Here is a 26,174-nt window from a genome sequence, read left to right on the forward strand (position 1 = left end):
ACCGTGGGTTCACGTGAGCCCTGCTGATCCCCTGCCGTCGATCACGAGACGGCGTGCCCTCGCCGCGTTCGCCGTCGGCGTCGTCGCACCGGGGGCTCTGGCGGCCTGCATGTCGACCGACGGCAAGCCCGCAGGCGACGATGCCGCCGAGGACGCGCCCAAGGCGCCGACGGTCACCTACGAGCCCTCGGACGCGTCCACCGACGTCGTCCCCACCGGCGGTATCGCGGTCACGGTGCAGGACGGCTGGTTGCAGAAGGTCGCGCTGACCAACTCCGCAGGCAAGCCGGTGGCAGGCTCGCTGAACCGCGATCGCACGGAGTTCCGGATCACCGAGCCGCTGGGCTACGGCGCCACCTACACGTGGGCGGGGTCGGCCGTGGGGCAGGACGGCAAGTCCGTGCCCCTGTCCGGCTCGTTCTCCACCGTCACCCCCGCCACCGAGGTCAGCGGCACGTTCCAGCTGGCCGACGGCCAGACGGTCGGCGTCGCGGCCCCGATCATCCTGCAGTTCGACGCCGCGATCGCCGACGCCGACCGCGCCGAGGTGGAGAAGGCCGTCGCGGTCACCACGACACCCGAGGTCGAGGGCAGCTGGGCCTGGCTGCCCGACGAGGCGGGCGGCTCGCGCATGCACTGGCGGACCAAGGAGTACTACCCCACGGGCACCACGGTGCACGTCGACGCGAAGCTCTACGGCGTCCCCTTCGGCGGCGGAGCCTACGGGGCCGCCGATTCGACGCTCGACTTCTCCATCGGCCGCTTCCAGGTGGTCAAGGCCGAGGCGTCGAGCCACCGCATCCAGGTCGTCACCGACGCCGGGGTGATCATGGACTTCCCGTGCAGCTACGGCGAAGGTGACCTCGACCGCAACGTCACCCGCAGCGGCATCCACGTGGTCACCGAGAAGTACGAGGACTTCTACATGACCAACCCGGCCGCCGGCTACGCGAACGTCCGCGAGCGGTTCGCCGTCCGGATCTCCAACAACGGCGAGTTCATCCACGCCAACCCGGCCAGCTCGGGCGCCCAGGGCAACAGCAACGTCACCAACGGGTGCATCAACCTGTCGATCACCGACGCCGAGCAGTACTTCCGGACGGCGATGTACGGCGACCCGGTCGAGGTCACCGGCACCCGCATCGACCTGTCCTACGCCGACGGCGACATCTGGGACTGGGCGGTGCCGTGGGACGAATGGACGTCGATGTCGGCGTTGTCGGGGGAGTCCGGCCCCGGCGGGATCCCGAGCACCGCGCCGGCGACGCCGTCGGGCGCCCCGCAGCCCGTCGGCGACCGCCCGGGCGGCTGAGCCCGTCCGGGGCCGCGCCCCGGCCTACTCGTCGCCGGTCCAGAAGGCGTCCAGGACCATCGCCTCCAGGGTCAGGTCGGGGTCGATCGCCAGAACGGGCAGGGTGAGAGACATCATCGCAGTCCTCGCCTTCTGAAGTGCGCTCGTGTCGCGCGTGAGTGGACGCCTCCAGCCTCACGGGCGCACCGAAGAATTCCCTGGGGCTGATGCCAAGAAATTGACGGTGGATTCGCTGAAAGTTCGCTGAGAACCGCGGCGATCTAGGTGCGGTGGAAGCGCGATCCGCTGGCGCCGCTGACCTGATCCCGCGGACGCACCACGATCAGATCCAGGTCGACGTGGGCGGGACGGCTCGCCACGAACCCGATCACCTCGGCGATGTCCTCGGCGACCAGTGGGGTGACCCCCTGGTAGACCTTGTCGGCGCGTTCCTCGTCGCCGCCGAACCGGTTCAGCGAGAACTCGGTCTTGACCATGCCGGGCGCAACCTCGGTGAGCCGCACCGGTTTTCCGAGCAGCTCGCTGCGCAGGGTCCGGTGCAGCACCCCCTGGGCGTGCTTGGCGGCGGTGTAGCCGCCGCCGTTGTCGTAGATCTCCACCGCGGCGATCGAGGTCACCGTGACGATCAGCCCGTCGCCGGAGTCGATCAACTTGGGCAGCAGGGCGCGCGTGGCGTGCAGCGTGCCCAGCACATTCGCCTCCCACATCCACCGCCAGTGCTCGACGTCGGCCTCGGCGATCGACTCCAGCCCGCGGGCCCCGCCGGCGTTGTTGACGAGCACGTCCACCCGGTCGAGCCGGCCCGCCAGGGCCGCCACAGCGGTCGAGTCGGTGACGTCCGCCACAATCGCGGTGCCGTCGATCTCGGCGGCCAGCGCTGTGATGGGACCCTCGCGACGAGCCACGCAGATGACATGGAAACCCTGTGCGGCAAGGGTTCTCGCGGTCGCCTCGCCGATTCCGGCGCTGGCTCCGGTGACCACCGCGACCCGGCGGGCGTCTTGGGGCGTCGTCATGTACGCAACCTTAACCGCCGTGCTACGTTGTCGGCGTGTCCCGGAACGGTCTGGCAGCTCTGTCTGCCGCGCGGCGTGCGTGTTGTTGTTGCGCACCCCGCCGCGCCTGACTGCGCCCGGGACTGATCCAGTCCTGCTGAGTCGCCTGGTGTGGCCCCGACCCACCTGCCGACTCGACGAAGGACACTCCCGTGAGCAATTCCACCGCCACCCTCGCCCAGCGCCCCCGCACCGCGTCCGTCACGCGTGCCACCGCCGCCACGAAATCCGCGGGCGGCGGACGCTATCCGCAGGCCCTGCTGCACCAGATCGTGGCGCCCGCCCTGCACCTGCCTGAGGCCGCGGCGGCGCTCGTCTTCGCCGCGGCGCGCCAGCGCGGGCCGATCGCCCGCGACGTCATCGCGCAGGTCACCGGCCTGAGCATCGCGACGGTGAACCGCCAGGTCACCGCCCTGCTCGACGTCGGCCTGCTGCGCGAGCGCGCCGACCTCGCGGTGTCCGGGGCGATCGGCAGGCCGCGGGTGCCCGTCGAGGTCAACCACGAGCCGTTCCTGACGCTGGGTGTGCACATCGGCGCGCGCACCACCAGCATCGTGGCCGCCGACCTGTTCGGCCGCACGCTCGATGTCGTCGAGACCCCGACTCCCCGGGGCGGGCAGGCCGCGGCGCTGTCGGCCATCGCCGGGAGCGCCCGTCGCTACCTGAGCCGCTGGCATCGGCGCAGCCCGCTGTGGCTCGGCGTGGCCACCGGCGGCGTCGTCGACAGCGCCACCGGATACCTCGACCACCCGCGGCTCGGCTGGTCGGACGCGCCGGTCGGACCGGTCCTCGCCGAATCGCTGGGCCTGCCGGTCTCGGTCGCCTCGCACGTCGATGCCATGGCCGGCGCCGAACTTCTGCTCGGCGTGCGCCGCCAGCCGGTGAAGTCCGCCACCAGCCTGTACGTCTACGCCCGCGAGACCGTCGGCTACGCGCTGTCGATCGGCGGCCGGGTCCATTCCCCGACCAGCGGGCCCGGCACCATCGCCGCGCTGCCCGTCCGTTCCGAATTGCTCGGTAGCACAGGCCAACTGGAGTCGACCGTGAGCGACGAAGCAGTGCTCGCCGCCGCCCGCCGGGCGCGGATCGTGCCGGCCGACGGGCCGAGCTCGACCGTCACGGCCGTCCTGCGTGCCGCGCGGCAGGGCGACGAGCAGGCGGCCGCGCTGGTGGCCGAACGGGCACGCGTCCTCGGTGAGGCCGTCGCGCTGCTGCGCGACATGCTCAATCCGGACGACCTCATCGTCGGCGGGCAGGCGTTCACCGAGTATCCGGAGGGCATGCCGCTGGTGGAGTCCGCCTTCGCCGAGCGTTCGGTGCTCGGCCACCGCGACATCCGGGTGACGGCGTTCGGTAACCGCGTCCAGGAGGCCGGGGCCGGAGTCGTGTCCCTCGGCGGGTTGTACGCCGACCCCCTCGGCGCGATGCGCCGCACGCCGCACGCGCGGGGCGCCCACCTGACGCCGCGCAGGCCCGAAGTCAGCGCCTGAGTTCGGCCCACCGCGCAGCGGTGTAGACATGACGGTGTGCGTCTAGCAAGCGATGCGGCGGGTACGCCCTCCGGACTGCCCGTGCCGCGCCGGGTCGCGGTGCTGTCCGTGCACACCTCACCGCTGGCGCAGCCCGGCACCGGCGATGCCGGTGGCATGAACGTCTATGTGCTGCAGACGTCCTTGGAGCTGGCCCGTCGCGGTGTCGAGGTGGAGATTTTCACCCGGGCCACGTCGTCGTCGGATCAGCCCGTGGTCCCGGTGGCGCCCGGGGTCGTGGTGCGCAACGTGGTGGCCGGGCCGTTCGAGGGACTCGACAAGAACGACCTGCCCACACAGCTGTGCGCGTTCACGGCCGGGGTGTTGCGCGCCGAGGCGACCCACGAGCCGGGCTACTACGACATCGTCCACTCCCACTACTGGCTCTCCGGTCAGGTCGGCTGGCTGGCCGCCGACCGGTGGGCGGTGCCGCTGGTGCACACCGCGCACACGCTGGCCGCGGTGAAGAACGCCTCGCTGGCCGACGGAGACGCACCCGAGCCGCCTATGCGCTCGATCGGCGAGCAGCAGGTGGTCGACGCGGCCGACCGACTGATCGTCAACACCGATCATGAAGCGCAGCAACTGGTCTCGCTGCACCAGGCCGACCCGGCGCGCATCGACGTCGTGCACCCGGGTGTCGACCTCGCCACGTTCACCCCGGGAAGTCGCGATGCGGCCCGCGCCGCGCTGGGCCTGGACACCGACGCCCGGATCGTCGCCTTCGTCGGACGGATCCAGCCTCTCAAGGCTCCCGACGTGCTGCTGCGCGCGGCGGCCCTGCTGCCCGACGTGCGGGTCGTAGTGGCCGGCGGTCCGTCCGGGTCGGGTCTGGCCGCGCCGGACAACCTGGTGCGTCTGGCCGCAGATCTCGGCATCACCGACCGGGTGACGTTCCTGCCGCCCCAGTCCCGCGAGGACCTCGTGCGTGTCTACCGGGCTGCCGACATCGTGGCCGTGCCGAGCTACAACGAGTCCTTCGGCCTCGTGGCCGTCGAAGCGCAGGCCTGCGGAACGCCGGTCGTCGCCGCCGCGGTCGGCGGCTTGCCCGTCGCGGTCCGCGACGGGGTCACCGGGGCGCTGGTCGACGGACACGACCCCGGCACCTGGGCCGCAACGCTGAGCGAGGTCTTCACCGAGGGGCCCGCCTCCCTCCGCGAGGCCGCCGCCGCCCACGCGTCGACGTTCTCCTGGGCGCACACGGTCGACGCCCTGCTGGCCGGTTACGGCCGCGCCATCGCCGACCACCGCGCCGACCACCAGCGTCAGCTCTCCGCACGGCGGAGCAGCAGGCGGTTCTCCATGCGCAGAGGGGTCAGAGCATGAGCACGACCGGCGACGTCACAGCCGTCATCGAGAAGACGCTGCAGGAACAAGACCTGGAGTACACCCACCACGGGGGCGCCGCCGGCGGGCTGCCCGGGCTGGTCGTCGCACTGCCGGGGGAGCGGCGCCTCAAGACGAACACCATCCTGACCGTCGGGGAGCACTCCGTCCGGGTGGAGGCGTTCGTCTGCCGCAAGCCCGACGAGAACTTCGAGGGCGTCTACAAGTTCCTGCTGAAGCGCAACCGCCGGCTCTACGGGGTGGCCTACACACTCGACAACGTCGGCGACATCTACCTGGTCGGCCGGATGGCGCTGGCGTCGGTCTCCCCCGAGGAGGTGGACCGGATACTCGGACAGGTCCTCGAGGCCGTCGACGCTGACTTCAACACCCTGCTGGAGTTGGGTTTCCTGACCTCGATCCAGAAGGAATGGGAGTGGCGGGTGTCCCGGGGCGAATCGCTGCAGAACCTGCGCGCCTTCGAGCATCTGATCGACGACGACTGATCTTCGGCGAAAAGCCGGTCGTGAGAGGATTCCGGTCATGGCTGATACCGCGACGCTGATCCTTCTCCGCCACGGCGAGAGCGAGTGGAACGCGCTGAACCTGTTCACCGGGTGGGTGGACGTCGACCTGACCGACAAGGGCCGGGCCGAGGCCGCGCGCGCGGGTGAACTCATCGCCGAGCAGGACAAGCTCCCCGACGTGCTGTACACCTCGCTGCTGCGACGCGCCATCACCACCGCCAACGTCGCGCTCGACAAAGCCGACCGGCACTGGATCCCGGTGCACCGCGACTGGCGCCTCAACGAACGCCACTACGGTGCACTGCAGGGGCTGAACAAGGCCGAGACGAAGGCCAAGTACGGCGAAGAGCAGTTCATGGCGTGGCGCCGCAGCTACGACACCCCGCCGCCGCCGATCGAGCGCGGCACCGAGTTCAGCCAGGACGGCGATCCCCGCTACGCCGACGTCGACGGGGGAGCGCCCCTGACCGAATGCCTCAAGGACGTCGTCGAGAGATTCGTCCCGTACTTCACTGAGGTGATCGTCCCCGACCTGAAGGCGGGTAAGACCGTGCTCATCGCCGCGCACGGCAATTCGCTGCGCGCGCTCGTGAAGCATCTCGACGGGATGTCCGACGACGACGTCGTCGGGTTGAACATCCCGACCGGAATACCGCTGCGCTACGACCTGGACTCCGATCTACGGCCGACGGTGGCCGGTGGCAGCTACCTCGACCCCGACGCCGCGGCGGCCGGTGCGGCCGCGGTGGCCGCACAGGGAGCCAAGTAGCGCCGTCCGCGCCGCCCTCGGCAAACGGTGGGTGAACAGCGGGGGGCGGTGGCCCGAACATCCGTCTGTGGCGTTGTGACTTGTCCCGATTTGGCCGCTCGCTGCTGGGATGACGTTCACCCAATGCGTACGATTTGCGCGTGAGCGTCGGTTCGGCGCTGCTTCTCGCAGCGGTCGTGGCACTGCTCGCATTGTCGATCGGTGTCGCGTTCGGAGTGCGGGTATGGCCCCGTCTCAAGGCACGCCAGCAGCGGCGTCTGGCCGAGCAATCCGGCATCACCATCTCGCAGATGCTCGAGCGCATCGTCTCCCAGTCGCCCGTCGGCATCGTGGTCGTCGACAACTTCCGTGACGTCGTCTACACCAACGACCGCGCCGAGGAACTCGGTCTGGTGCGCGAGCGTCTGCTCGACGATCGCGCCTGGTCGGCGGCGGAACGCACGCTCGCCACCGGTGAGGCGCGGGGTTTCGATCTGTCCCCCCGCAAACGCACCCGGCCCGGCCGCTCCGGGCTGTCGGTGCGCGGCCACGTCCGGCTGCTCGCCGAGGAGGACCGCCGTTTCGCCGTCGTCTACGCCGACGATCAATCCGAACACGCCCGCATGGAGGCGACCCGGCGCGACTTCGTGGCCAACGTCAGCCATGAGTTGAAGACCCCGGTGGGCGCGCTCGGCGTCCTGGCCGAAGCGGTCCTGGCCTCGGGTGACGAACCGGAGACCGTGAAGCATTTCGCCGAGAAGATGGTCACCGAGTCCAATCGGCTGGCCGACATGGTGGGCGAGCTCATCGAGCTGTCCCGGTTGCAGGGCGGCGAGAGGCTGCCCGACCTCGACGACGTCGACGTCGACACCGTGGTCGCCGAAGCGCTGTCGCGCCACAAGGTGGCCGCCGACAACGCCGACATCGCGATCACCACCGATGCACCGACGGGCTACCGCGTCCACGGGGACCAGACGCTGCTGGTCACCGCGATCGCCAACCTGGTGTCGAACGCCATCGCGTACTCGCCGAACGGCTCGTCGGTCTCCATCAGCCGACGCCGGCGCGGCGAGAACATCGAGATCGCCGTAACCGACCGCGGCATCGGCATCGAGCCCGTCGACCAGGAGCGGGTGTTCGAGAGATTCTTCCGTGTCGACAAGGCACGGTCCCGGGCCACCGGCGGCACCGGACTGGGGCTGGCGATCGTCAAGCACGTCGCGGCCAACCACAACGGCTCGATCCGGTTGTGGAGTCAACCGGGGACGGGATCGACGTTCACCCTGTCCATCCCCGAGGCCATCCCTGCATCCCCACCCCTTCACCCCGACGGCGACGACGCCGACGGGACCGAGTTGCTCACCGACCGAGAGGACTGATTCATCGATGACCAGCGTGCTGATCGTGGAGGACGAGGAGTCCTTGGCCGATCCCCTGGCCTTCCTCCTCCGTAAAGAGGGCTTCGAAACCACTGTCGTGGCCGATGGGCCGTCCGCCCTGGCCGAGTTCGAACGGGCCGGCGCCGACATCGTGTTGCTGGACCTGATGCTGCCGGGAATGAGCGGTACCGACGTGTGCAAACAGTTGCGATCGCGGTCGAGCGTGCCCGTCATCATGGTGACCGCGCGCGACAGCGAGATCGACAAGGTGGTCGGGCTGGAACTCGGGGCCGACGACTACGTCACCAAGCCCTATTCGGCGCGCGAGCTGATCGCGCGGATCCGTGCCGTGCTGCGCCGCGGGGCCGACGCCGAGGATGCCGGCCTCGCTGACGGTGTCCTGGAGGCAGGTCCGGTGCGCATGGACGTCGAGCGCCATGTGGTGAGCGTGAACGGCCAGCCGGTCACGCTGCCGCTCAAGGAGTTCGACCTGCTCGAGTACTTGATGCGCAACAGTGGAAGGGTGCTCACCCGCGGACAGCTCATCGACCGGGTGTGGGGCGCCGACTATGTGGGCGACACGAAGACACTCGACGTCCACGTGAAGCGGCTCCGCAGCAAGATCGAATCCGATCCGGCCAACCCGGTGCACCTGGTGACCGTCCGGGGCCTGGGCTACAAGCTGGAGGGCTGAGGTCCGTCCAGGTCCGTCCAGGTCGGTCCAGGTTCGTCTGACCGCCCGATCCCCCGACATCCCGGCACGCGCGTCGTGCCGGGATGTTTTTGCCACATGCGTGCGCAACAAATGACCCGAAATGGTAATTAACTTTGCTGTCAGGGCACGAGCGATGGCAGATGCACACAAGGCCCATATCGCGCCACATGTGATATTGGTCACTTTGCGAGATCTGCAAATCGATGCGGATTCTTTGCTCACAGATTTGGAGCAGGCGGTTCACAGACAGTCGGTCGGCAGCTGTCTTCACCCGCAATAAAGCAGTTGAACAGGGATGAAGTCAATGCTGGCCCACGCAGGGGTCCCGAGGCCCAATTGACGGATGCTTCGATTAGCTGACCCAATAAATTCTCTGCGTGCAGGGGGTGTGGACCGGTGATAGCGTCCCGATCTGTAGCCCTCGGCGACTGGTCCGTGCAGTTTCAGCGAACTCATCGACGTTTGCGAATAACCCCCGGATCGAACCGACGCCACGGGCGCCGAAAACACCGTGCGGGGATGGGAGTCAGGCGTGACCGATTTGGCGACGTACGCGTCACCGGTGTCCCCGGCCACCGCACGCGACACCACCCGTACGACGGTGTCGGTGTGCATCCCCGCATATCAGGCCGAAGAGCATCTCCGGGCGACCATCAACAGCGTGCTGGCGCAGCAGTGCGCCGACGTCGAGGTGGTGGTCGTCGACAACCACAGCACCGACGGCACCGCGACGGTGCTGTCGCAGATCGACGATCCGAGGGTGCGGGTGGTGCGTAATCCGATCACCGTGTCCATGGTCGACAACTTCAACATCGCCGTCCGCGAGAGCCGGGGGGACTACGTCAAGCTGGTGTGCGCGGATGATCTGCTGACCCCGCAGTGCGTTCGCATCCAGTCCTCGGTACTCGACAAGTACCCGTCGGTGTCGCTGGTGTCGGCGCGCACCGACTTCGTCGACGACCGCGGCCGCATCATGCGGCCGGCCCGTGGCATCCGCGGAATCGTGGGCAAGAAGCCGTCGCAGGAGGTCGCGCGCCGGATCGTCCGCAGCGGGACCAACCCCATCGGGCCTCCGGTCGCCGCGATGTTCCGGCGTGCGGACTTCGAGCGCTGCGGCGGCTTCCGGGACGACAGCCTGTTCCTGATGGACCTCGACCTGTGGGTCCGGCTGCTGCAACGCGGCGAGTTCTACGGTCTGGCAACGGCATTGGCGAGTTTCCGCATCCGCAGCGATTCCAGTACCGCACTGACCTCGGCGCGGTCGCAACTGGCCCAGCAGCTGGCCTTCGCCCACGGGATCGCCTCGGACGCGCAGTGGTCGGTGAGCGCCGGCGACCAGCTGTGGGGCCGGGCCCGCACCTACGACATGCAGTTGCGTCGCACCGGTCTGTACCTGCTGGGCGCGCGGCGGGCCCACCGGCGCCGCGGCGGGGGCGGTTCCGATGCCGGCTGACCTTCTCGCGCCCGCGACGGCCGCTCCGGCCACCGCCGAACGCAACATGAACGTCAACGCGCTGGCCCTGGTCGCCTCGACCTTGACCACGGGAATCCTCGGCCTGGCCTTCTGGTCGGTCGCGGCCCGACTCTTCCCGGCAGCCGAAGTCGGTGTCGCCTCGGCGCTCATCACCTCCGCGGTGATGCTCTCGACGCTGTCGATCATCGGCATCGACGTGTTGTACGAACGCTTCCTGCCGCTGGCCGGCGTGCGGGCGACCCAACTGCTACGGCGGGGCTTTCTGCTCGTCGCCGGCGTCGCGCTGGCCGCGGGTGCACTGCTGGTGGCCTTCGGGCCGCGCGACGCGCTGTTCGACAGCGGCTGGGAGATGGTCGGTTACCCGATCCTGGTCGCGGTATTGGCGCTGTTCGCGTTGCAGGACAAGGCTGCCGCGGGCCTGGGTGTGGCGCGTTGGGCGGCACTGAAGAATCTGGTGCACGCGGCAGCGAAGCTCGCGGCCATCGTCGCGCTGGCGATGTGGAGCACCGCGCTGACCATCGTCGCAGCCTGGGCGCTCACGGCTCTCGTCGCCGGTGCGTGGGCCTTCGCGGCGCTGTACCGGCGCGCGGGAAGCCATCCCCGTTACCGGCGCGCCCCCGACCTGCCCGGCACCCGCGACCTGTGGTCCTACTTCGGCTCGTCGTTCGGTATCACGGCGCTGTGGTCCATCGGCCCGCTGGTGGCCCCGCTCATCGTGATCACGCAGGTCGATGCCGAGGCCAACGCGCACTTCGCGGTCGCATGGGCCATCGTCAGCGCGCTGCTGCTGGCCACCCACCTGATCACCAGTCCCTACGTCGCCGAGGTCGCCGCACACCCCGACCAGGTCCGCGCACTGTCGCGCCGGATGGCGGCCACCGTGGCGGTGTTCACCGTGGCGGCGTCTGCCGGGCTCGTGGTGTTCGGCCCGATGCTGCTGAGCATCGCGGGACCCGAGTACCGCGAGGAAGGACTGGGACTGCTGCATCTGGCGGCGGCCTTCCTTCCGCTCGCGGCGGTCTCCACGGTGTACGAGGCGTTCGCCCGGGTGCGTCGCCGGTTGCGGCTCTACCTTGTGCTGCAGGCGTTTTCGGCTGTCGTGGTCGTCACGGTGGCCTGGGCGACCACCGCCGACCTCGGACTGACCGGAATCGGCTGGGCCTATCTGTCGGCGCAGGCGGTGGAGGCCGCCGTCCTGATCGGCCCCGTCATGTCCTGGCTACGGCGTGGCGGACCGACGGCGCCCGAGGACGCCGCCCGGTTGCCGCTCGGTGAGACCGAGGCCCCTACCGAGCCGGACGCCGCGTCCCACGACCACCCGGCGGTTTCGACGGAGCTGCAGTGCCGGCTATGCGGGTCGTCGCGTCTTCGTAGCGTGGTCGACCTCGGAGCCACCCCGCCGTGCGAATCCTTCCTCACCGCAGCCGATCTCGACGCCCCGGAGCCGACCTATCCGCTGCATCTGCGCGTCTGCCAGGATTGCCTGCTGCTCCAGCTGCCGGCGCTGATCACCCCCGAGAACACGTTCACCGAGTACGCGTACTTCTCGTCCTACTCCGACAGCTGGGTGCAGCACTCCCGTCGGTTCGTCGAGGAGGCCGCCGAACGCCTCGACCTCGGCAGCGAGTCGATGGTCGTCGAGGTCGCGAGCAACGACGGATATCTGTTGCAGCACGTGGTCGCCCGGGGCATCCCCTGCCTGGGAATCGAACCGTCGGTGAACGTCGGGGCGGCGGCCCGCGCGAAGGACGTGCCGACGATGACCGCGTTCCTCGATGAGAAGGTCGCCGCGGACGTGCGCTCCCTGGCCGGCCCGGCCGACCTGGTGATCGCCAACAACGTCTACGCACACATCCCCGACCTCCTCGGTTTCACCCGGGCATTGCGGATCCTGCTCGACGACGACGGCTGGCTCAGCATCGAGGTGCATCACGCGCTGAACCTGGTGCGCGAGGGCCAGTTCGACACGATCTACCACGAACACTTCCAGTACTACACCGTGCTGACGGCCATCCGGGCGCTGGCCACCGCGGACCTCACCGTGGTCGACGTCGAGATGATCCCGACACACGGGGGATCGATCCGGCTGTGGGCGCGCCCGGCGGTGTCGGCCGGGGTGCCGAGCCCGCGCGTCGCCGAGGTCCTCCAGGTGGAGGCGGACGCCGGGCTGCACGACATCGCCGGTTACGAGCAGGTGCAGCGGCGCGCCGAGACCATCCGCCACGACCTCCTGCAGTTCCTGCTCGACTGCCGCTCCGACGGCAAGCGCGTCGTGGGTTACGGGGCGCCGGGCAAGGCCACCACGCTGCTCAACTACTGCGGGATCCGTCCCGATCTGCTCGAGTACACCGTCGACCGGAATCCGTACAAGCACGGCCGATTCATCGCCGGCGCCCGGATCCCGATCCTCGACCCGGCCCAGATCGCCAAGGACCAGCCGGATTTCGTGCTGATGCTGCCGTGGAACCTGAAGGACGAGCTGACCTCGCAGCTGGCCTACATCGGCGAGTGGGGCGGCCGCCTGTTGGTTCCGATGCCGAACATGCACTTCGCGGACAGCGAGAATTTCACCTCAGATTGGGAGCAGGGCCGATGAAAGTTGTGCTGTTTTGCGGAGGTTACGGCATGCGCATGCGCAACGGCACCGACGACACCGTCCCCAAGCCGATGCAGATGCTGGGCCCGCGACCACTGATCTGGCACGTGATGCGGTACTACGCGCACTTCGGTCACACCGACTTCGTACTGTGCCTGGGCTATGGCGCCGAGCACATCAAGAACTACTTCCTCACCTATGAGGAATCGGTGTCCAACGACTTCGTGATCCGCGGGGGCAAGGTCGAGCTGCTGCAGTCCGACATCCGGGACTGGTCGATCACGTTCGTCGACACCGGCGCGGAATCGCCCATCGGGGAACGACTCCGCCGCGTGCGCAAGTACGTCGAGGACGACGAATACTTTTTGGCCAACTACGCCGACGTGCTCACCGACGCGCCGCTGAACACCATCGTGGACGAGGTGAAGGAGTCCGGAGCCCTGGCCTCGATGCTCATCGTCCCGCCGCAGTCGTCGTTCCACTGTGTCGACATCGACCCCGGCGACGGCGTCGCCCGGGTCACCGGGATCACTCCGGTGTCCCGCCTTCCGATCTGGGAGAACGGCGGCTACTTCGTCCTGTCGTCCAAGGCGCTGGACCTGCTCACCGAGAACTGCGATCTGGTCGAGGACGTGTGCGGCCGCCTCGCGGCGGAGGGTTCGCTGTACGGCTACAAGCACCTCGGTTTCTGGAAGCCCGCCGACACGTTCAAGGAACGGGCCGAGCTCGAAGCGGCCTATCGCAGCGGCGATCGCCCGTGGGCGTTGTGGGAGCACGAGAAGGTGCCCGTCTCGTGATGGCGCTGCGGACCCAGCCCGTCGACGAGGTCGCCGTCCTGGGGGCGCACTGCGACGACATCGCGATCGGCATGGGCGCAACACTTCTCACCCTGTCCCGGTCGAATCCGGGGCTGACCGTGCACGCGCTGGTCCTCTGCGGCGCGGGCACCGAGCGCGAAGCCGAGGAGCGGGCGGCGCTGGCCGCGTTCTGTCCGGAAGCCCAGGTGCATCTGACGCTGCTGGAGGTGCCCGACGGTCGCGCCCCGTCGCACTGGGACGCGGTGAAAGACGGCTTGCACACCTTCCGTCGCACCTGCGACCCGCAGGTGGTGTTCAGCACGCAGCGCCACGATGCGCACCAGGATCACCGGCTGCTCGCCGAGCTGACGCCGACCGAGTTCCGTGATCATCTGGTGCTGGGCTACGAGATCCTGAAGTGGGAATCGGACACCCCGACCCCCAACGTGTTCCACCCGCTCGATGCGGAGACAGCTGAGGAGAAGGCCAGGTTGCTGCACAAGCATTACCCGTCCCAGGTCGGCCGGGACTGGTTCGACGAGCAGTCGTTCCTGGGCCTGTCGCGGCTGCGAGGTGTGCAGTGCCGCAGCCCGCACGCCGAGGCGTTCCTCGCCGAGAAGGCACTGCTGACCTTCTCCGGCCGAGGTGCGGCATGACCCGTCGGGTGCTGGTCACCGGGCATCTCGGATACCTCGGCGCCGTCATGGTGCCGATGCTGCAGGCGCAGGGCTATGAGGTGTCGGGACTCGACGTCGGCTATTTCGCCGACTGCGTGCTGGGCCCGCAGCCCGTCGACCCGCCTGCGCTGGCACTCGATCTGCGCGACGTCCGGCCGGAGGACCTGCACGGCTATGACGCCGTCCTCCATCTGGCCGCCCTGTCCAACGATCCCCTGGGTGCTCTGGTCCCCGGGGTCACCCACGACATCAACCACCATGCCTCGGTCCGGTTGGCTCGCGCGGCGAAAGAGGCCGGGGTCGCGAGGTTCCTGTACGCGTCGACGTGCTCGGTGTACGGCGCCGCCGGTGACGGTCTGGTCGACGAGGACGCGCCGCTGCATCCGCTGACGCCGTACGCCGTCAGCAAAGTACGGGTCGAGGACGACCTCGTCGCGCTCGCCGACGCCGGCTTCTGCCCCGTGTTCCTGCGCAACGCCACGGCTTTCGGGTTCTCCCCGCGGCTGCGGGCCGACATCGTGCTGAACAACCTGGTGGGTTCGGCCGTGCTCACCGGTGTGGTGCGTGTGCTCTCCGACGGCACACCGTGGCGCCCGCTGGTGCACGCCCGCGACATCGCCGCCGCGTTCCTCCGGTGCCTGGAAGTTCCCGCGTCGACGGTGTCCTGCCGCGCGTTCAACATCGGCAGCGAGGAAAACAACGTCACCGTCGCGCAGATCGCACAGTACGCGGCCGACGCGGTCCCGGGTTCCGAGGTGCTGATCACCGGCGAGACGGGGGCGGACCCGCGTTCGTACCAGGTCGATTTCCGCAGGGCCCGAGAGGAACTCGGCTACACCGCCACGGTGTCGGTGACCGAGGGCGCAGCCGAGCTGGCGTCGGCGTACCGAGAGTACGGGTTGACCGCCGCCGACTTCGGCGCGACGTTCACCCGGTTGGCCCGCTTGGCGCACCTGCGCGAGACCGGCCTGCTGGACGACGAATTGCGTCGTGTCACAGCAGATGCGTGACGAGGTGGGCCCAGCTGCCCGCCGCCCTGTCGCGCGGCGACAGCAACGCGCCGTCCAGGGGCCACTCGATTCCCAGGCTCGGGTCGTCGTGCGCCACCGCGAGGTCTTCGGTGGGGTCGTGCGGGCGGTCGATGCGGTAGCACACGTCGGCGGTGTCGCTGAGCGCCTGAAAGCCGTGGAGCATTCCGGGGGGCACGTAGAGGTGCCGGAATGTGTTGTCGTCGAGCAGGAATGCCTCGTGATGGCCGAACGTCGGCGACTGCGGACGCGCGTCGACGAGGACGTCGTGCACCGCGCCGTGCGCGCACCGCACCAGCTTGGCCTCACCGGCTCCGCCACGGCCGTGCAGGCCGCGGATCACCCCGCGCGCAGAACGCGACTGCGAATCCTGGACGAACGACGCCGCCGTGCGCGGGTGACCCTGCACCTCGGTCGACGGGGTGCCCGCCGTGCGCGCCCACGCGTCGAAGATCTCGGTGTCGAAGGTGCGGGTGAAGAATCCGCGGTCGTCGTGGTGCGGTTCGGGCACGAGGCTGATCACGCCGGCGAGCCGGGAGGGTTCGATACGCACCAGGACATGGTGGCATGAAACCCGGCCATTGCCGCGGGTGCGGCCAGCCCGGGATGCACCGGGTGCTCGACCTCGGGATGGTCCCGGCCGCCGACGACTTCCCGCTCGCCGATCGCCCTGTCGATCCGTCGGAGGCTTCGCATCCCCTCGCGATGGACCAGTGCTCCTCGTGTGGGCTGGCCCAGCTCGCCGATGACGACACCGAGACGGCCGAACCCCGCGGCGTCGAGCCCCAGGCGCTCAAAGATCAGGCCGCAGAGGCTGTTCGGCGCGTCTCCACGGCGGGGTGGCTCGACAGCGGGGGCACCGTCCGCGAGTTCGGCAGCCCGCACGGCGGCAGCTGGGTGCCGCTGCTCACCGACCGTGGGTACCGGACCACCGGCGGGACGGCCGACGTCGTCCTCGACTGTTTCGGGATCATGCACGACGCCGATCAGGCGGGGGCCTTCGAAGTACGTGCCGCAGCCACCGCCGCCGACGGGGTGCTGCTGCTCCAATTCCACACCCTTGCGGCGATCGTCGCGCACGGGCAGTGGAACGCGTTGCGCCACGGCCATTTCGCGTACTACTCGACGCCGGTGGTCGTGTCACTCCTGCAGCGTGTCGGCATGCGGGCGGCGCAGGCGTGGACGTTCGATCTCTACGGCGGCACGGTGCTCGTCGCGGCGGTGCACGGAACGGGTGAACCGGGCCCCAGCGTCACCGCCCTGACGGCGGCAGAAGCCGCGATGACCGATGCTGCGACGGTCGGCGCGCTGCAGGACGCCGCCGATGCGCAGGCCGTGGCCTTGCGCTGCTGGCTCGAAGGGGAGCGCAGGGCGGGTCGCAGTGTGTATGCCTACGGTGCGGCATCGCGAGCCGTTGCCCTGTTCGCCCGTGCAGGCGTGGACCGGTCGCTGATCGCCGCGGTGGGCGACGCGTCACCCACCAAGCAGGGACGCCGGATGCCGGGCACCGACGTGCCCATCGTCGCACCGGAGGACCTCGTCCGGGCCGACCCGGACCGGGTGTTGCTGACCCTGGCCGACCTGCTGCCCGAGGTATCGGCCCGATGGCCTGCGCTCGACGGCCGCTGGGTCACCGACGACCGATTCGTCTCGCACACACCCGGTTTCGCCCGCTCCCGACAGCTCCAGCAGCGTCTGCACGACCTTGTTCCCGGCGGTGCTCACACCTATGCGCGGGGTGCCGATCAATACCCGGAGTTCATGCCCGCGGTGCTCACCCGCGGCGAAGGATGCCGTGTCTGGGACGCCGACGACAACGAGTATGTCGAGTTCGGCATGGGGTTGCGGGCGGTGACCCTGGGCCACGGCTATGCACCCGTCGTGGCGGCCGCAGCCGACGCGATGGCCCGCGGCCTCGGCTTCAGCAGGCCGACGACGGCCGAACTCGAGGCCGCAGAGGACTTCCTCGATCTGGTGCCCGGCGCCGACATGGTCAAGTTCGCCAAGAACGGCTCCGATGCCAGCACGGCGGCCGTCCGTCTGGCCCGCGCGGTGACGGGTCGCCACAAGATCGCGATCTGCGATCAGCCGTTCTTCTCGACCGACGATTGGTTCATCGGGACCACGGCGATGGCCGGCGGGATCCCCGCCGACCACGCGGCGATGACCGTGAAGTTCACCTACAACGATCTGGCCTCCTTGGCCGCGGTGCTCGAACGCGAGGACGTCGCCTGCGTCGTGATGGAAGCCGCGACTGCGACGGCCGAACCCGACGACGGCTTCCTGCAGGGCGTCCGCGACCTGTGCCACAGGACCGGGACACTGCTCGTCTTCGACGAGATGATCACCGGATTCCGCTGGGCGGCAGGCGGTGCGCAGACGCACTACGGGGTGACCCCCGATCTGTCGTGCTGGGGCAAGGCCATGGCCAACGGCTTCCCCTTGTCGGCACTGGCGGGCTCGCGCCGCTACATGGAACTGGGCGGGCTGCGCGCCACGTCCGACCGGGTGTTCCTGCTGTCGACTACCCACGGCCCGGAAGCCGCGTCGCTGGCTGCTTTTCGTGCGGTGGCGGCCGCCTACCGCACGGGGGACCCGATCGCCCGCATGGAGCACGCGGGCCGTCGGCTGGTGCGCGGGGTGACGGAGGCCGTGTCCGCGGCGGGTCTGGCCGGCCACATCCAGGTGATCGGCAGACCGTCCTGTCTGGTCTTCGTGACGCGCGACGCCGACGGGGTGCCCTCGCAGGCGTACCGGACGGTGTTCCTGCAGGAGTTGATGCGCCGCGGCGTGCTCGGTCAGTCGTTCGTCACCTCGGCCGCACACACCGACGCCGACATCGACCACACCGTCGAGGCGGTCCGCGGTGCGCTGACGGTCTACGGATACGCCGTGGAGTCGGGCAGTGTCCGGGGTCTGCTCCAGGGCAGGCCGGTCGCGCCGGCGATCCGCCGTACCACAGCGCCGAGGGCGCTCAGATCCTGAAGCGCCGAGGGCGCTCAGGATCTGAAGCGCCGAGGGCGCTCAGCCCGTGGTGCCGCCCATGATCTCGAGCACCTCGAACGTGTTGAGCCCGGCGGTGATCGACGGATCGGCCTCGGCGGTGGCGAGTACCTCGGCGCGATCGGCGGCGCGCAGGACACCCAGCCCCCACACGCCTTCGGGATCGGCGACCGGGCCGTAGACCACGACGCGGCCGGCGGCCAGGAGCTCCTGCCAGTAGGTCGTGTGCAGGTGCATGGTGTGCTGCTCGATGTCGGTCATCGTCTGGGCGAAGTCCGGCCGGGGCGGGATCAGCCGGAACAGGAACAGCTCGCTCATTGCGCGGCCCGCGTCGCGGGATGCACGGCGATCAGCCCTAACATGCTGCGGCGCCTGCACATATCGGCCAGCTCGGCATACGCCTTCTCGCCGAGCAGTTCGGTGAGCTCCGGCGCGTAGGACTGCCACACCTGCTTCTCGCCCACGTGTGTGCCCGGGTCCCCGGTGCAGTACCAATGCAGATCGGCCCCGCCCTCACCCCAGCCGCGGCGGTCGTACTCGGTGATCGTGGTCTTGAGGATCTCGGTGTCGTCCGGGCGGGTCACCCACTCCTGGGTGCGGCGGATCGGGAGCTGCCAGCACACCTCGGGCTTGAGGGTGAGCGGTTCGACACCGATCTTGAGCGCCTTGCTGTGCAGCGCACACCCGATGCCGGCGGGCCATCCCGGTCGGTTCAGGAAGATGCACGCGCCCTTGTACTTTCGGGTCCGCCAGTTCGGCTTGCCGTCGTACTCGTCCATCTCGAGGTAGCCCTTCTTGCCCAGGCCCTTGTCCCGGTACTGCCAGTCCTCGGCGGTCAGCAGCTTCACCGCGTCGTCGAGCTGCGCGCGGTCGTCGTCGTCGGACAGAAACGCGCCGTGCGAACAACATCCGTCGTCGGGGCGTCCCTCGACGGTGCCCTTGCACGCGGGGGTGCCGAACACGCATGTCCACCGCGACAGCAGCCACGTCATGTCCGCGGCGATCAGATGCTCGGGGTTCTCGGGGTCGTAGAACTCCACCCATTCCCGGGCGAAATCCAGTTCGACCTCGCCAGGATGCGATGGCGATGCGCTCACGGTTTCCCACGGTAGACCCATTAGGTTGGACGAGTGCGATTAGGCGTGCTCGACGTGGGCAGCAATACCGTCCATCTTCTGGTGGTGGACGCCCGTCGCGGTGGCCACCCCACACCGATGAGTTCCACGAAGGCCTCGCTGCGCCTCGCCGAGGCGATCGACAACTCCGGAAAGCTCACCCGCCGCGGCGCCGACAGGCTGGTGGGCACCGTCGACGAGTTCGCCCGCATCGCGACCAGCTCGGGCTGCTCGGAGCTGATGGCGTTCGCCACCTCGGCGGTGCGCGACGCCACGAACTCCGAGGACGTGCTGGCCCGGGTCAAGTCGGAGACCGGTGTCGAGCTGCGGGTGCTCAGCGGTGTCGACGAGTCGCGGCTGACATTCCTCGCGGTGCGCCGGTGGTACGGCTGGAGCGCCGGACGCATCATCAACATCGACATCGGCGGCGGCTCGCTGGAGCTCTCCAGCGGAGTCGACGAGGAACCGGATGTCGCGCTGTCGCTGCCGCTGGGCGCCGGCCGGATGACACGCGAATGGTTGCCCGACGATCCGCCGGGGCGGCGCCGCGTGGGGATGCTGCGCGACTGGCTGTCCACCGAGCTGTCCGAGGCCGCGGCGACTATCACCGACGCCGGTAGTCCGGACCTCGCCGTCGCCACCTCGAAGACGTTCCGATCGCTGGCCCGGCTGACGGGTGCGGCGCCGTCCGGCGCAGGTCCCAGGGTCAAGCGCACGCTGACGGCGACCGGTCTTCGGCAACTCATAAATTTCATCTCTAGGATGACCGCGGCTGACCGAGCGGAATTGGAAGGGGTGAGCGTCGACCGGGCTCCGCAGATCGTCGCAGGCGCACTCGTGGCGGAGGCGAGCATGAAGGCACTGGGTATCGATCAGGTCGACATCTGCCCCTGGGCGTTGCGTGAGGGTCTGATCCTGCGGAAACTCGACAGCGAGGCCGACGGCAGCGCGTTCGTCGGGGGCTTCGGCAAACCAGGCAAGACCAACGGCGCCGCGAAGACCGCCAAGGCCGGCACGGGAGATTCGGACTCACGGCCGATGTCGGTACGCAATGCTGGACGGTGAAGCAGCGAGGCTCAAAGGCAACAGGCGATGACTGGATCTGATGACAGCAACAGCAGCACGCGGCCGATCTCGGTCGCCGAACTGCTGGCCAAGAACGGCACGATCGGTGCACCACCGGTCGGCGGCCGGCGCCGTCGTCGGCGCGGAAACGCCGATGCCGTCACCGTCGCCGAGCTCACCGGCGAGATTCCGATCATCCGCCCGGATGACCCGCCGCCGGTCGCGGCGCCGCCACCGCAGGTAGAACCCCCGGCCGAGGATGCGACGGTCTCCGACGTCGAGAGCCCGGCCGGCGCCGCAGAGGCCGAGAGCCCGGCCGAGCCCTCAGAGGCCGACGTCGCGGAGGCCGACGTCGCGGAGGTCGAGGCCGTCCCCCCCGAGGCCGTCCCCTCCGAGGTCGACACCGATGACGCCCCTGAGGGCACCGTCGGGGACACCGACGACGACACCGACGACGATTACGCCGACGCGGTCGCCGAGCACACCGCCCGCGTCGAGGAGCGCGACACCGACCCCGCCCCCGAGCCCGCCCCCGAACCGGCCCGGCGATTCGGCTTCGGCCGGTTCGGCCGCAAGGAGCCGGCTGCGGGCGCGGAGACGTGGACACCCGATCCGGTCGACGGGCCCGGCGCCGACATCGCCGAGGCCGCCGAAGTCACCGACGAGCTCGACGAGCCGGTGGAAATCGAAGCGCCCGACGCGCAGGCCCCGGTAGCCGACACCGCGAAGGCCGACACCGCGAAGGCCGACACCGACGACACCGTGACGGCCGACGACCTCGACGCCGACGACCTCGATGCCGACGACCTCGATGCCGACGACCTCGATGCAGACGACCTCGACGACGAGCACCTCGATGCCGACGACGACGCCGACGACGACCGGGACGAGCTGCCGTCCTACCTGCGTTCCACCGAGGATGCCCTCTTCGGCGGCCAGTCCGTCGCCGATGACCTGGCGCGGCGGCGCGGCCGCACGTTGCTCGCCGGGGTGGACGGCGACCTGGCCGGCAGCGACCTCGACGATGACCTCGACGACGACGAGGACGCTGCCCTGGAGACCGGGCACGACGAACCCCGCCAGATGTCCTCGGTGGTCCACGCCCTGTGGATCATCGGGCAGAGCGTCGTGGCCGTCATCTTCGGCGCCGGGCTCTTCGTCGCGTTCGACCAGCTGTGGAAGTGGAACAACATCGTCGCGCTGGTGCTGTCGGTCCTGGTCATCCTCGGCCTGGTCGTGGGTGTGCGGGTGGTGCGTAAGACCGAGGACATCGGCAGCACCCTGATCGCGGTGGCGGTCGGCGCGCTGGTCACGCTCGGTCCGCTGGCGTTGTTGCAGTCCGGCTAGGACCGAACGGCCGAAACGACACGTGCGCCCCGCAATCAAGGTCGGTCTCTCGACGGCCTCGGTCTACCCGCTGAGGACCGAGGCCGCGTTCGAGTACGCCGCGAAACTGGGTTATGACGGCGTCGAGCTGATGGTCTGGGCCGAAGCGGTCAGCCAGGACATCGACGCGATCGAGGCGATGTCCAAGCATTACGGCGTCCCCGTGCTGTCCGTCCACGCGCCGTGTCTGCTCATCTCGCAGCGGGTGTGGGGCGCCAACCCCATCTCGAAGCTGGAGCGCAGCGTGCGCGCCGCCGAGCAGCTCGGCGCCCAGACCGTCGTCGTCCACCCGCCGTTCCGGTGGCAGCGCCGCTATGCCGAGGGCTTCAGCGATCAGGTCGCCGAACTGGAGGCCGGCAGCGACATCCTGGTGGCCGTCGAGAACATGTTCCCGTTCCGCGCCGACCGCTTCTTCGGCGCGGGACCCACCTCGATCGAGCGGATGCGCAAGCGCGGCGGCAGGCCCGGTCCCGGGATCTCCGCGTTCGCGCCGTCCTACGACCCTCTCGACGGTGGCCACGCGCACTACACGCTGGATCTGTCGCACACCGCGACGGCGGGCACCGACGCCGTGGACATGGCCCGGCGTATGGGCGAGGGCCTGGTGCATCTGCATCTGTGCGACGGCAGCGGCGCGTCCCACGACGAACATCTGGTGCCCGGCCACGGCACGCAGCCGACTGTCGAGATCTGCGAGATGCTGGCTGCAAGCGACTTCGCGGGCCATGTCATCCTCGAAGTCACGACCTCCGGAGCGCGCAACGCCGCCGAACGCGAGGCGCTGTTGACCGAGTCGCTGCAGTTCGCCAGGGAGCATCTGCTGCGCTGACCCCGAGGACGCCGATGACGAGCTCCACCCTGTTCACCGACGCGATGGCGCTGACTCCCGTGGGGGACGGGAGATATCACGGGGTGCTCAACGAGCACTGGACGATCGGCCCCAAGGTGCACGGCGGGGCGATGCTGGCCCTGTGCGCCAACGCCGCGCGCACCGAGTTCGGCGAACCCGGGGTGGAGCCGATCGCGGTGTCCGGCAGCTTCCTGTGGGCGCCGGACCCGGGGGCGATGGAGGTCGTCACCACCGTGCGCAAGCGCGGCAGGCGGGTCAGCCTGATCGACGTCGAGCTCAACCAGGGGGACCGGACCGCCCTGCGCGCGGCGATCACTCTGGGAGCACCCGAACATCATGTGCCGCCGTTGTTGTCGGTGAACCCGGTGGTGCCGCTGATGACTCCGGAGCCGCCGCCGGGTCTCGAGCCGATCGGGCCAGGGCATTCCATGGCCGACATCGTGCACCTCGCCCACGGCTGCGACATCCGGCCCTCGCTGACGAGTTTCAGCCCGCGCGGCGACGGCGGGATGCCGGTCATCGAATACTGGGTGCGCCCCAAGGGCGTCGCCCCCGATCTGCTGTTCGCCCTGCTGTGCGGCGACGTGTCGGCCCCGGTCACGTTCGGCGTCAACAGGTTTGGTTGGGCGCCCACCGTGCAGCTGACGGCCTACCTGCGCGCCCTGCCCGCCGACGGATGGCTGCGGGTGATGTGCACCGCGACCCAGATCGGCCAGGACTGGTTCGACGAGGACCACATCGTCGTCGACTGCGAAGGCCGGATCATCGTGCAGACGCGCCAGCTGGCGATGGTGCCCGCCCCGGCGGAGCTGTCGGACACACCCGGCTGAGCCGACGATCCGGCCCGACCCCGGCCGTGGGTCCGTGCCATGCTTTCGGGCATGGCCAGAATCGCGATCGTTGGCGGCGGAAACATCGGTGAGGCGTTGCTGGCGGGGCTGCTGCGCGCCGGCAGGCAGGTCAAGGACCTCGTCGTCGCCGAGAAGAACCCCGCCCGGGCGAAGTTCCTCTCCGAGAAGTACGCCGTGCTGGTGACGTCGGTGTCCGACGCCGTCGACGCCGCGACCTACGTCGTCGTCGCGGTCAAGCCCGGCGATGTGCAGAACGTCATCGGCGAGATCGCCGACACCGCGGCCCGCGCCGAAACCGACACTGCCGAACAGGTTTTCGTCACCGTCGCGGCCGGCGTCAGCACCGCCTACTTCGAGAACAAGCTGCCCGCCGGAAGCCCGGTCATCCGGGTGATGCCGAACGCCCCGATGCTCGTCGGGGGCGGTGTCAGCGCGCTCGCCCCGGGGCGCTTCGCGACATCAGAACAGCTCAAGGAGGTCTCGCAGCTGTTCGATGCGGTCGGCGGTGTGCTCACGGTGTCGGAGACCCAGATCGACGCGGTCACCGCGGTCTCGGGTTCGGGTCCGGCGTACTTCTTCCTGATGGTCGAAGCGCTCGTCGACGCCGCGGTCGACGCAGGTCTGGCCCGGTCGGTGGCCACCGATCTGGTGGTGCAGACGATGGCCGGTTCGGCGGCGATGCTGCTGGAGCGTCTCGACGACGCCACCCCGGACGGTGGCCCGGCCATCGGCGCCGCGATGGACACCTCGGCGGCCCAGCTGCGGGCCACGGTCACGTCCCCGGGCGGGACGACCGCCGCTGGTCTGCGCGAACTCGAGCGCGGGGGACTCAGGGCGGCTGTGGCCAACGCCGTCGAAGCGGCAAAAAAGCGCTCTGAGCAGCTCGGAATTACATCGGAGTAGTTCATCAATTTGGAACGGATTACCCCACACCCGTCGCAGTAACCCCACCTGCCACGCTATTCTCCCAGTGGTAAGCACGGGTTGGTGCCAGCGGTGGGGAAGCCGCTGGAACTGCCCGTGCCTGATGGATTGGGTTGCGATGACGTCTATGAACGGGCCTTCTTCGCGGGATTCGGCCGGCGGGAAGGCGGCGCGCGACGCCGGGCAGAGCAGCGGCGGAGATGCGCAAGCGCCGCGGGCTCAATTCCTCACGGTCGCCGAGGTGGCCAGCCTGATGCGGGTCAGCAAGATGACCGTGTACCGGCTGGTGCACAACGGCGAATTGCCCGCCGTTCGTGTGGGGCGCTCGTTCCGTGTGCACGCCAAAGCAGTCCACGACATGTTGGAGAGCTCGTACTTCGACGCAGGCTGATCGCCTCGCCGGCGTGCGGCGGGCTCCGAGGTGATTTCGGTGCCGGCTCGGTCGCCAGGTAAGGTGACCGGTCGAGGCTGACACCGGTACGGAACGGTGTGCGAAGGCGCCTTCGAGTCAATCGAGATCAACGTAGGTAGCGGAGTTCATGGGTTCTGTCATCAAGAAGCGGCGTAAGCGCATGTCGAAGAAGAAGCACCGCAAGCTGCTTCGTCGCACCCGGGTGCAGCGCAGAAAACTCGGCAAGTAGTCCGCCGCCCCGCCGCTAGGCTGTCGGGATGGAGACGCAGGGTCGGTCTGGCGGAGGCGCCGACGGACCCGACTCCCGGGACACCCTGAACTATCCGAAGGTCGTTCTGGTCACGGGGGCCTGCAGGTTCCTCGGCGGGTATCTCACTGCGCGCCTGGCGCAGAACCCTCTGATAAACCACGTCATCGCCGTCGACGCGGTCGCGCCGAGCAAGGATCTGCTGCGGCGGATGGGTCGCGCGGAGTTCGTCCGCGCCGACATCCGTAATCCGTTCATCGCGAAGGTGATCCGCAACGGGGACGTCGACACCGTCGTCCACGCCGCGGCCGCGTCCTACGCGCCGCGCTCCGGTGGCCGCGCGATGCTCAAAGAGCTCAACGTGATGGGTGCGATCCAGCTGTTCGCCGCGTGCCAGAAGGCACCGTCGGTGCGCCGGGTCATCCTGAAGTCGACCTCTGAGGTCTACGGATCGAGCTCGCGGGATCCGGTGCTGTTCTCCGAGAGCAGCAGCCGCCGCAGGCCGCCGGGGGAGGGCTTCGCGCGCGACAGCATCGACATCGAGGGTTATGCGCGCGGTCTCGGCCGGCGCCGGCCGGACATCGCCGTGTCGATCCTGCGGCTGGCCAACATGATCGGCCCGGCCATGGATACCGCGCTGTCGCGCTACCTGGCGGGGCCGGTGGTGCCCACTGTCATCGGCCACGATGCGCGGATGCAGCTGCTGCACGAGCAGGACGCGCTCGGTGCGCTCGAGCGCGCGACGATGGCGGGCAGGTCCGGAACGTTCAACATCGGCGCCGCGGGCGTCATCATGATGAGCCAGGCGATCCGGAGGGCGGGTCGGCTGGCACTGCCCGTTCCGCGGTCGGCGTTGGTGGCGGTGGATTCGCTGTGGCGGGCGACCCGGAACACCGAACTCGACCGGGAGCAGCTCGACTACCTGAGCTACGGCCGCGTCATGGACACCACCAGGATGCGTACCGAGCTCGGCTACACGACGAAGTGGACGACCGCCGAGGCGTTCGACGACTACGTGCGGGGCCGCGATCTGACGCCGATCGTGGATCCGCGCTGGATACGTGCTGTGGAGAATCGCGCGGTGGGGGCGGCGCAGCGCTGGGGACGGTAGACTCAGCGCTCAGCGTGACGACCGGGGACCGTGGGGAGGGAAAGAAG

25 protein-coding genes are annotated in these 26,174 nt (G+C 69.3%); 21 read left to right on the forward strand and 4 right to left on the reverse strand.

Going from position 1 to position 26,174, the window contains the following annotated elements:
- The first annotated feature begins 13 nt into the window (after positions 1-13).
- Positions 14-1,312: a L,D-transpeptidase gene (locus FHR72_RS04450; RefSeq protein ID WP_183466732.1), complete on the forward strand. Its 1,299-nt coding sequence runs from the start codon at positions 14-16 to the stop codon at positions 1,310-1,312.
- A 260-nt stretch (positions 1,313-1,572) separates the two neighbouring features.
- On the opposite strand, the gene FHR72_RS04455 is transcribed toward FHR72_RS04450, so the two are convergent.
- Complete coding sequence (locus tag FHR72_RS04455) at positions 1,573-2,328, reverse strand: SDR family oxidoreductase (protein ID WP_183466733.1); 756 nt, start codon at positions 2,326-2,328, stop codon at positions 1,573-1,575.
- 191 nt (positions 2,329-2,519) lie between these two features.
- Here FHR72_RS04455 and FHR72_RS04460 point away from each other — a divergent pair, with 191 nt between their 5' ends.
- The 11 genes from FHR72_RS04460 (at position 2,520) to FHR72_RS04510 (ending at position 15,145) form a co-directional block, all read left to right on the forward strand.
- Complete coding sequence (locus FHR72_RS04460) at positions 2,520-3,857, forward strand: ROK family protein (RefSeq protein ID WP_183466734.1); 1,338 nt, start codon at positions 2,520-2,522, stop codon at positions 3,855-3,857.
- Between the two features lie 36 nt (positions 3,858-3,893).
- A complete protein-coding gene (mshA, locus tag FHR72_RS04465; protein WP_183466735.1) occupies positions 3,894-5,222 on the forward strand; it encodes a D-inositol-3-phosphate glycosyltransferase in 1,329 nt (442 codons plus the stop codon).
- Entirely contained in the window at positions 5,219-5,728 is a 510-nt protein-coding gene (locus FHR72_RS04470; RefSeq protein WP_183466736.1) for a type III secretion system chaperone family protein, read from the forward strand. The genes mshA and FHR72_RS04470 overlap by 4 nt, the downstream gene beginning before the upstream one ends.
- A 37-nt stretch (positions 5,729-5,765) precedes the next feature.
- The gene (locus tag FHR72_RS04475) at positions 5,766-6,518 is read left to right on the forward strand and encodes a phosphoglyceromutase (protein ID WP_183466737.1); all 753 of its coding nucleotides are present in this window, start codon (positions 5,766-5,768) and stop codon (positions 6,516-6,518) included.
- Positions 6,519-6,658: 140 nt separating this feature from the next.
- Entirely contained in the window at positions 6,659-7,876 is a 1,218-nt protein-coding gene (locus tag FHR72_RS04480; protein ID WP_311736053.1) for a sensor histidine kinase, read from the forward strand.
- 7 nt (positions 7,877-7,883) lie between these two features.
- The gene (gene regX, locus FHR72_RS04485) at positions 7,884-8,570 is read left to right on the forward strand and encodes a two-component sensory transduction protein RegX (RefSeq protein ID WP_183466738.1); all 687 of its coding nucleotides are present in this window, start codon (positions 7,884-7,886) and stop codon (positions 8,568-8,570) included.
- Positions 8,571-9,123: 553 nt separating this feature from the next.
- Complete coding sequence (locus tag FHR72_RS04490) at positions 9,124-10,044, forward strand: glycosyltransferase (RefSeq protein ID WP_311736054.1); 921 nt, start codon at positions 9,124-9,126, stop codon at positions 10,042-10,044.
- 1,357 nt (positions 10,045-11,401) lie between these two features.
- A complete protein-coding gene (locus FHR72_RS04495; protein WP_183467228.1) occupies positions 11,402-12,661 on the forward strand; it encodes a class I SAM-dependent methyltransferase in 1,260 nt (419 codons plus the stop codon).
- The gene (locus FHR72_RS04500; RefSeq protein WP_183466739.1) at positions 12,658-13,458 is read left to right on the forward strand and encodes a glycosyltransferase family protein; all 801 of its coding nucleotides are present in this window, start codon (positions 12,658-12,660) and stop codon (positions 13,456-13,458) included. The genes FHR72_RS04495 and FHR72_RS04500 overlap by 4 nt, the downstream gene beginning before the upstream one ends.
- Positions 13,458-14,114: a PIG-L deacetylase family protein gene (locus FHR72_RS04505; RefSeq protein ID WP_183466740.1), complete on the forward strand. Its 657-nt coding sequence runs from the start codon at positions 13,458-13,460 to the stop codon at positions 14,112-14,114. Before FHR72_RS04500 ends, FHR72_RS04505 begins: the two co-directional genes overlap by 1 nt.
- Positions 14,111-15,145 (forward strand): NAD-dependent epimerase/dehydratase family protein, encoded by a 1,035-nt coding sequence (locus tag FHR72_RS04510; RefSeq protein WP_183466741.1) that lies wholly within the window; start codon positions 14,111-14,113, stop codon positions 15,143-15,145. The genes FHR72_RS04505 and FHR72_RS04510 overlap by 4 nt, the downstream gene beginning before the upstream one ends.
- Here the strand turns inward: FHR72_RS04510 and FHR72_RS04515 are convergent.
- Positions 15,129-15,716 carry a dTDP-4-dehydrorhamnose 3,5-epimerase family protein gene (locus FHR72_RS04515; RefSeq protein ID WP_183466742.1) on the reverse strand — a complete coding sequence of 196 codons (588 nt, stop codon included), beginning with the start codon at positions 15,714-15,716 and terminating at the stop codon, positions 15,129-15,131. The two genes, FHR72_RS04510 and FHR72_RS04515, sit on opposite strands and share 17 nt — an antisense overlap.
- Positions 15,717-15,730: 14 nt before the next feature.
- Here FHR72_RS04515 and FHR72_RS04520 point away from each other — a divergent pair, with 14 nt between their 5' ends.
- On the forward strand, positions 15,731-18,148 hold the full coding sequence (locus FHR72_RS04520; RefSeq protein WP_183466743.1) for a glutamate-1-semialdehyde 2,1-aminomutase: 2,418 nt from the start codon (positions 15,731-15,733) through the stop codon (positions 18,146-18,148).
- Positions 18,149-18,187: 39 nt separating this feature from the next.
- Here FHR72_RS04520 and FHR72_RS04525 read toward each other — a convergent pair whose 3' ends face one another.
- Positions 18,188-18,484, reverse strand: a complete 297-nt coding sequence (locus FHR72_RS04525) for a YciI family protein (protein WP_183466744.1) — start codon at positions 18,482-18,484, stop codon at positions 18,188-18,190.
- Positions 18,481-19,284: a DUF3109 family protein gene (locus tag FHR72_RS04530; RefSeq protein ID WP_183466745.1), complete on the reverse strand. Its 804-nt coding sequence runs from the start codon at positions 19,282-19,284 to the stop codon at positions 18,481-18,483. The genes FHR72_RS04525 and FHR72_RS04530 overlap by 4 nt, the downstream gene beginning before the upstream one ends.
- Positions 19,285-19,296: 12 nt before the next feature.
- Here FHR72_RS04530 and FHR72_RS04535 point away from each other — a divergent pair, with 12 nt between their 5' ends.
- The 8 genes from FHR72_RS04535 to FHR72_RS04570 all read left to right on the forward strand — a co-directional run bounded on the left by FHR72_RS04535 (position 19,297) and on the right by FHR72_RS04570 (position 26,127).
- Positions 19,297-20,346: a Ppx/GppA family phosphatase gene (locus FHR72_RS04535; protein ID WP_183466746.1), complete on the forward strand. Its 1,050-nt coding sequence runs from the start codon at positions 19,297-19,299 to the stop codon at positions 20,344-20,346.
- 27 nt (positions 20,347-20,373) lie between these two features.
- Positions 20,374-21,693, forward strand: coding sequence for an Rv0497 family membrane protein (locus FHR72_RS04540; protein ID WP_183466747.1), 1,320 nt, complete (start codon positions 20,374-20,376; stop codon positions 21,691-21,693).
- A gap of 22 nt (positions 21,694-21,715) precedes the next feature.
- The gene (locus FHR72_RS04545; protein WP_183466748.1) at positions 21,716-22,561 is read left to right on the forward strand and encodes a sugar phosphate isomerase/epimerase family protein; all 846 of its coding nucleotides are present in this window, start codon (positions 21,716-21,718) and stop codon (positions 22,559-22,561) included.
- A gap of 14 nt (positions 22,562-22,575) precedes the next feature.
- Positions 22,576-23,412, forward strand: a complete 837-nt coding sequence (locus FHR72_RS04550) for a thioesterase family protein (RefSeq protein WP_183466749.1) — start codon at positions 22,576-22,578, stop codon at positions 23,410-23,412.
- 51 nt (positions 23,413-23,463) lie between these two features.
- A complete protein-coding gene (proC, locus tag FHR72_RS04555; RefSeq protein WP_183466750.1) occupies positions 23,464-24,336 on the forward strand; it encodes a pyrroline-5-carboxylate reductase in 873 nt (290 codons plus the stop codon).
- 139 nt (positions 24,337-24,475) lie between these two features.
- Positions 24,476-24,748, forward strand: a complete 273-nt coding sequence (locus FHR72_RS04560) for a helix-turn-helix domain-containing protein (protein WP_183466751.1) — start codon at positions 24,476-24,478, stop codon at positions 24,746-24,748.
- 148 nt (positions 24,749-24,896) lie between these two features.
- Complete coding sequence (locus tag FHR72_RS04565) at positions 24,897-24,998, forward strand: 30S ribosomal protein bS22 (protein ID WP_003402602.1); 102 nt, start codon at positions 24,897-24,899, stop codon at positions 24,996-24,998.
- Between the two features lie 28 nt (positions 24,999-25,026).
- A complete protein-coding gene (locus FHR72_RS04570; RefSeq protein WP_183466752.1) occupies positions 25,027-26,127 on the forward strand; it encodes an SDR family oxidoreductase in 1,101 nt (366 codons plus the stop codon).
- Positions 26,128-26,174: the final 47 nt, after the last annotated feature.

It is taken from the genome of Mycolicibacterium iranicum (genome assembly GCF_014190915.1).
In the GTDB taxonomy this organism is placed as follows: Bacteria; Actinomycetota; Actinomycetes; order Mycobacteriales; family Mycobacteriaceae; genus Mycobacterium; species Mycobacterium iranicum_B.

Coding starts and splice junctions, on each gene's coding strand:
- FHR72_RS04455 (WP_183466733.1), bottom strand. CDS start 2,328: ATGACGACGCCCCAAGACGCCCGCCGGGTCGCGGTGGTCACCGGAGCC.
- FHR72_RS04470 (WP_183466736.1), top strand. CDS start 5,219: ATGAGCACGACCGGCGACGTCACAGCCGTCATCGAGAAGACGCTGCAG.
- FHR72_RS04475 (WP_183466737.1), top strand. CDS start 5,766: ATGGCTGATACCGCGACGCTGATCCTTCTCCGCCACGGCGAGAGCGAG.
- regX (WP_183466738.1), top strand. CDS start 7,884: ATGACCAGCGTGCTGATCGTGGAGGACGAGGAGTCCTTGGCCGATCCC.
- FHR72_RS04500 (WP_183466739.1), top strand. CDS start 12,658: ATGAAAGTTGTGCTGTTTTGCGGAGGTTACGGCATGCGCATGCGCAAC.
- FHR72_RS04505 (WP_183466740.1), top strand. CDS start 13,458: ATGGCGCTGCGGACCCAGCCCGTCGACGAGGTCGCCGTCCTGGGGGCG.
- FHR72_RS04510 (WP_183466741.1), top strand. CDS start 14,111: ATGACCCGTCGGGTGCTGGTCACCGGGCATCTCGGATACCTCGGCGCC.
- FHR72_RS04520 (WP_183466743.1), top strand. CDS start 15,731: ATGAAACCCGGCCATTGCCGCGGGTGCGGCCAGCCCGGGATGCACCGG.
- FHR72_RS04525 (WP_183466744.1), bottom strand. CDS start 18,484: ATGAGCGAGCTGTTCCTGTTCCGGCTGATCCCGCCCCGGCCGGACTTC.
- FHR72_RS04530 (WP_183466745.1), bottom strand. CDS start 19,284: ATGGGTCTACCGTGGGAAACCGTGAGCGCATCGCCATCGCATCCTGGC.
- FHR72_RS04540 (WP_183466747.1), top strand. CDS start 20,374: ATGACTGGATCTGATGACAGCAACAGCAGCACGCGGCCGATCTCGGTC.
- FHR72_RS04550 (WP_183466749.1), top strand. CDS start 22,576: ATGACGAGCTCCACCCTGTTCACCGACGCGATGGCGCTGACTCCCGTG.
- proC (WP_183466750.1), top strand. CDS start 23,464: ATGGCCAGAATCGCGATCGTTGGCGGCGGAAACATCGGTGAGGCGTTG.
- FHR72_RS04560 (WP_183466751.1), top strand. CDS start 24,476: ATGACGTCTATGAACGGGCCTTCTTCGCGGGATTCGGCCGGCGGGAAG.
- FHR72_RS04565 (WP_003402602.1), top strand. CDS start 24,897: ATGGGTTCTGTCATCAAGAAGCGGCGTAAGCGCATGTCGAAGAAGAAG.
- FHR72_RS04570 (WP_183466752.1), top strand. CDS start 25,027: ATGGAGACGCAGGGTCGGTCTGGCGGAGGCGCCGACGGACCCGACTCC.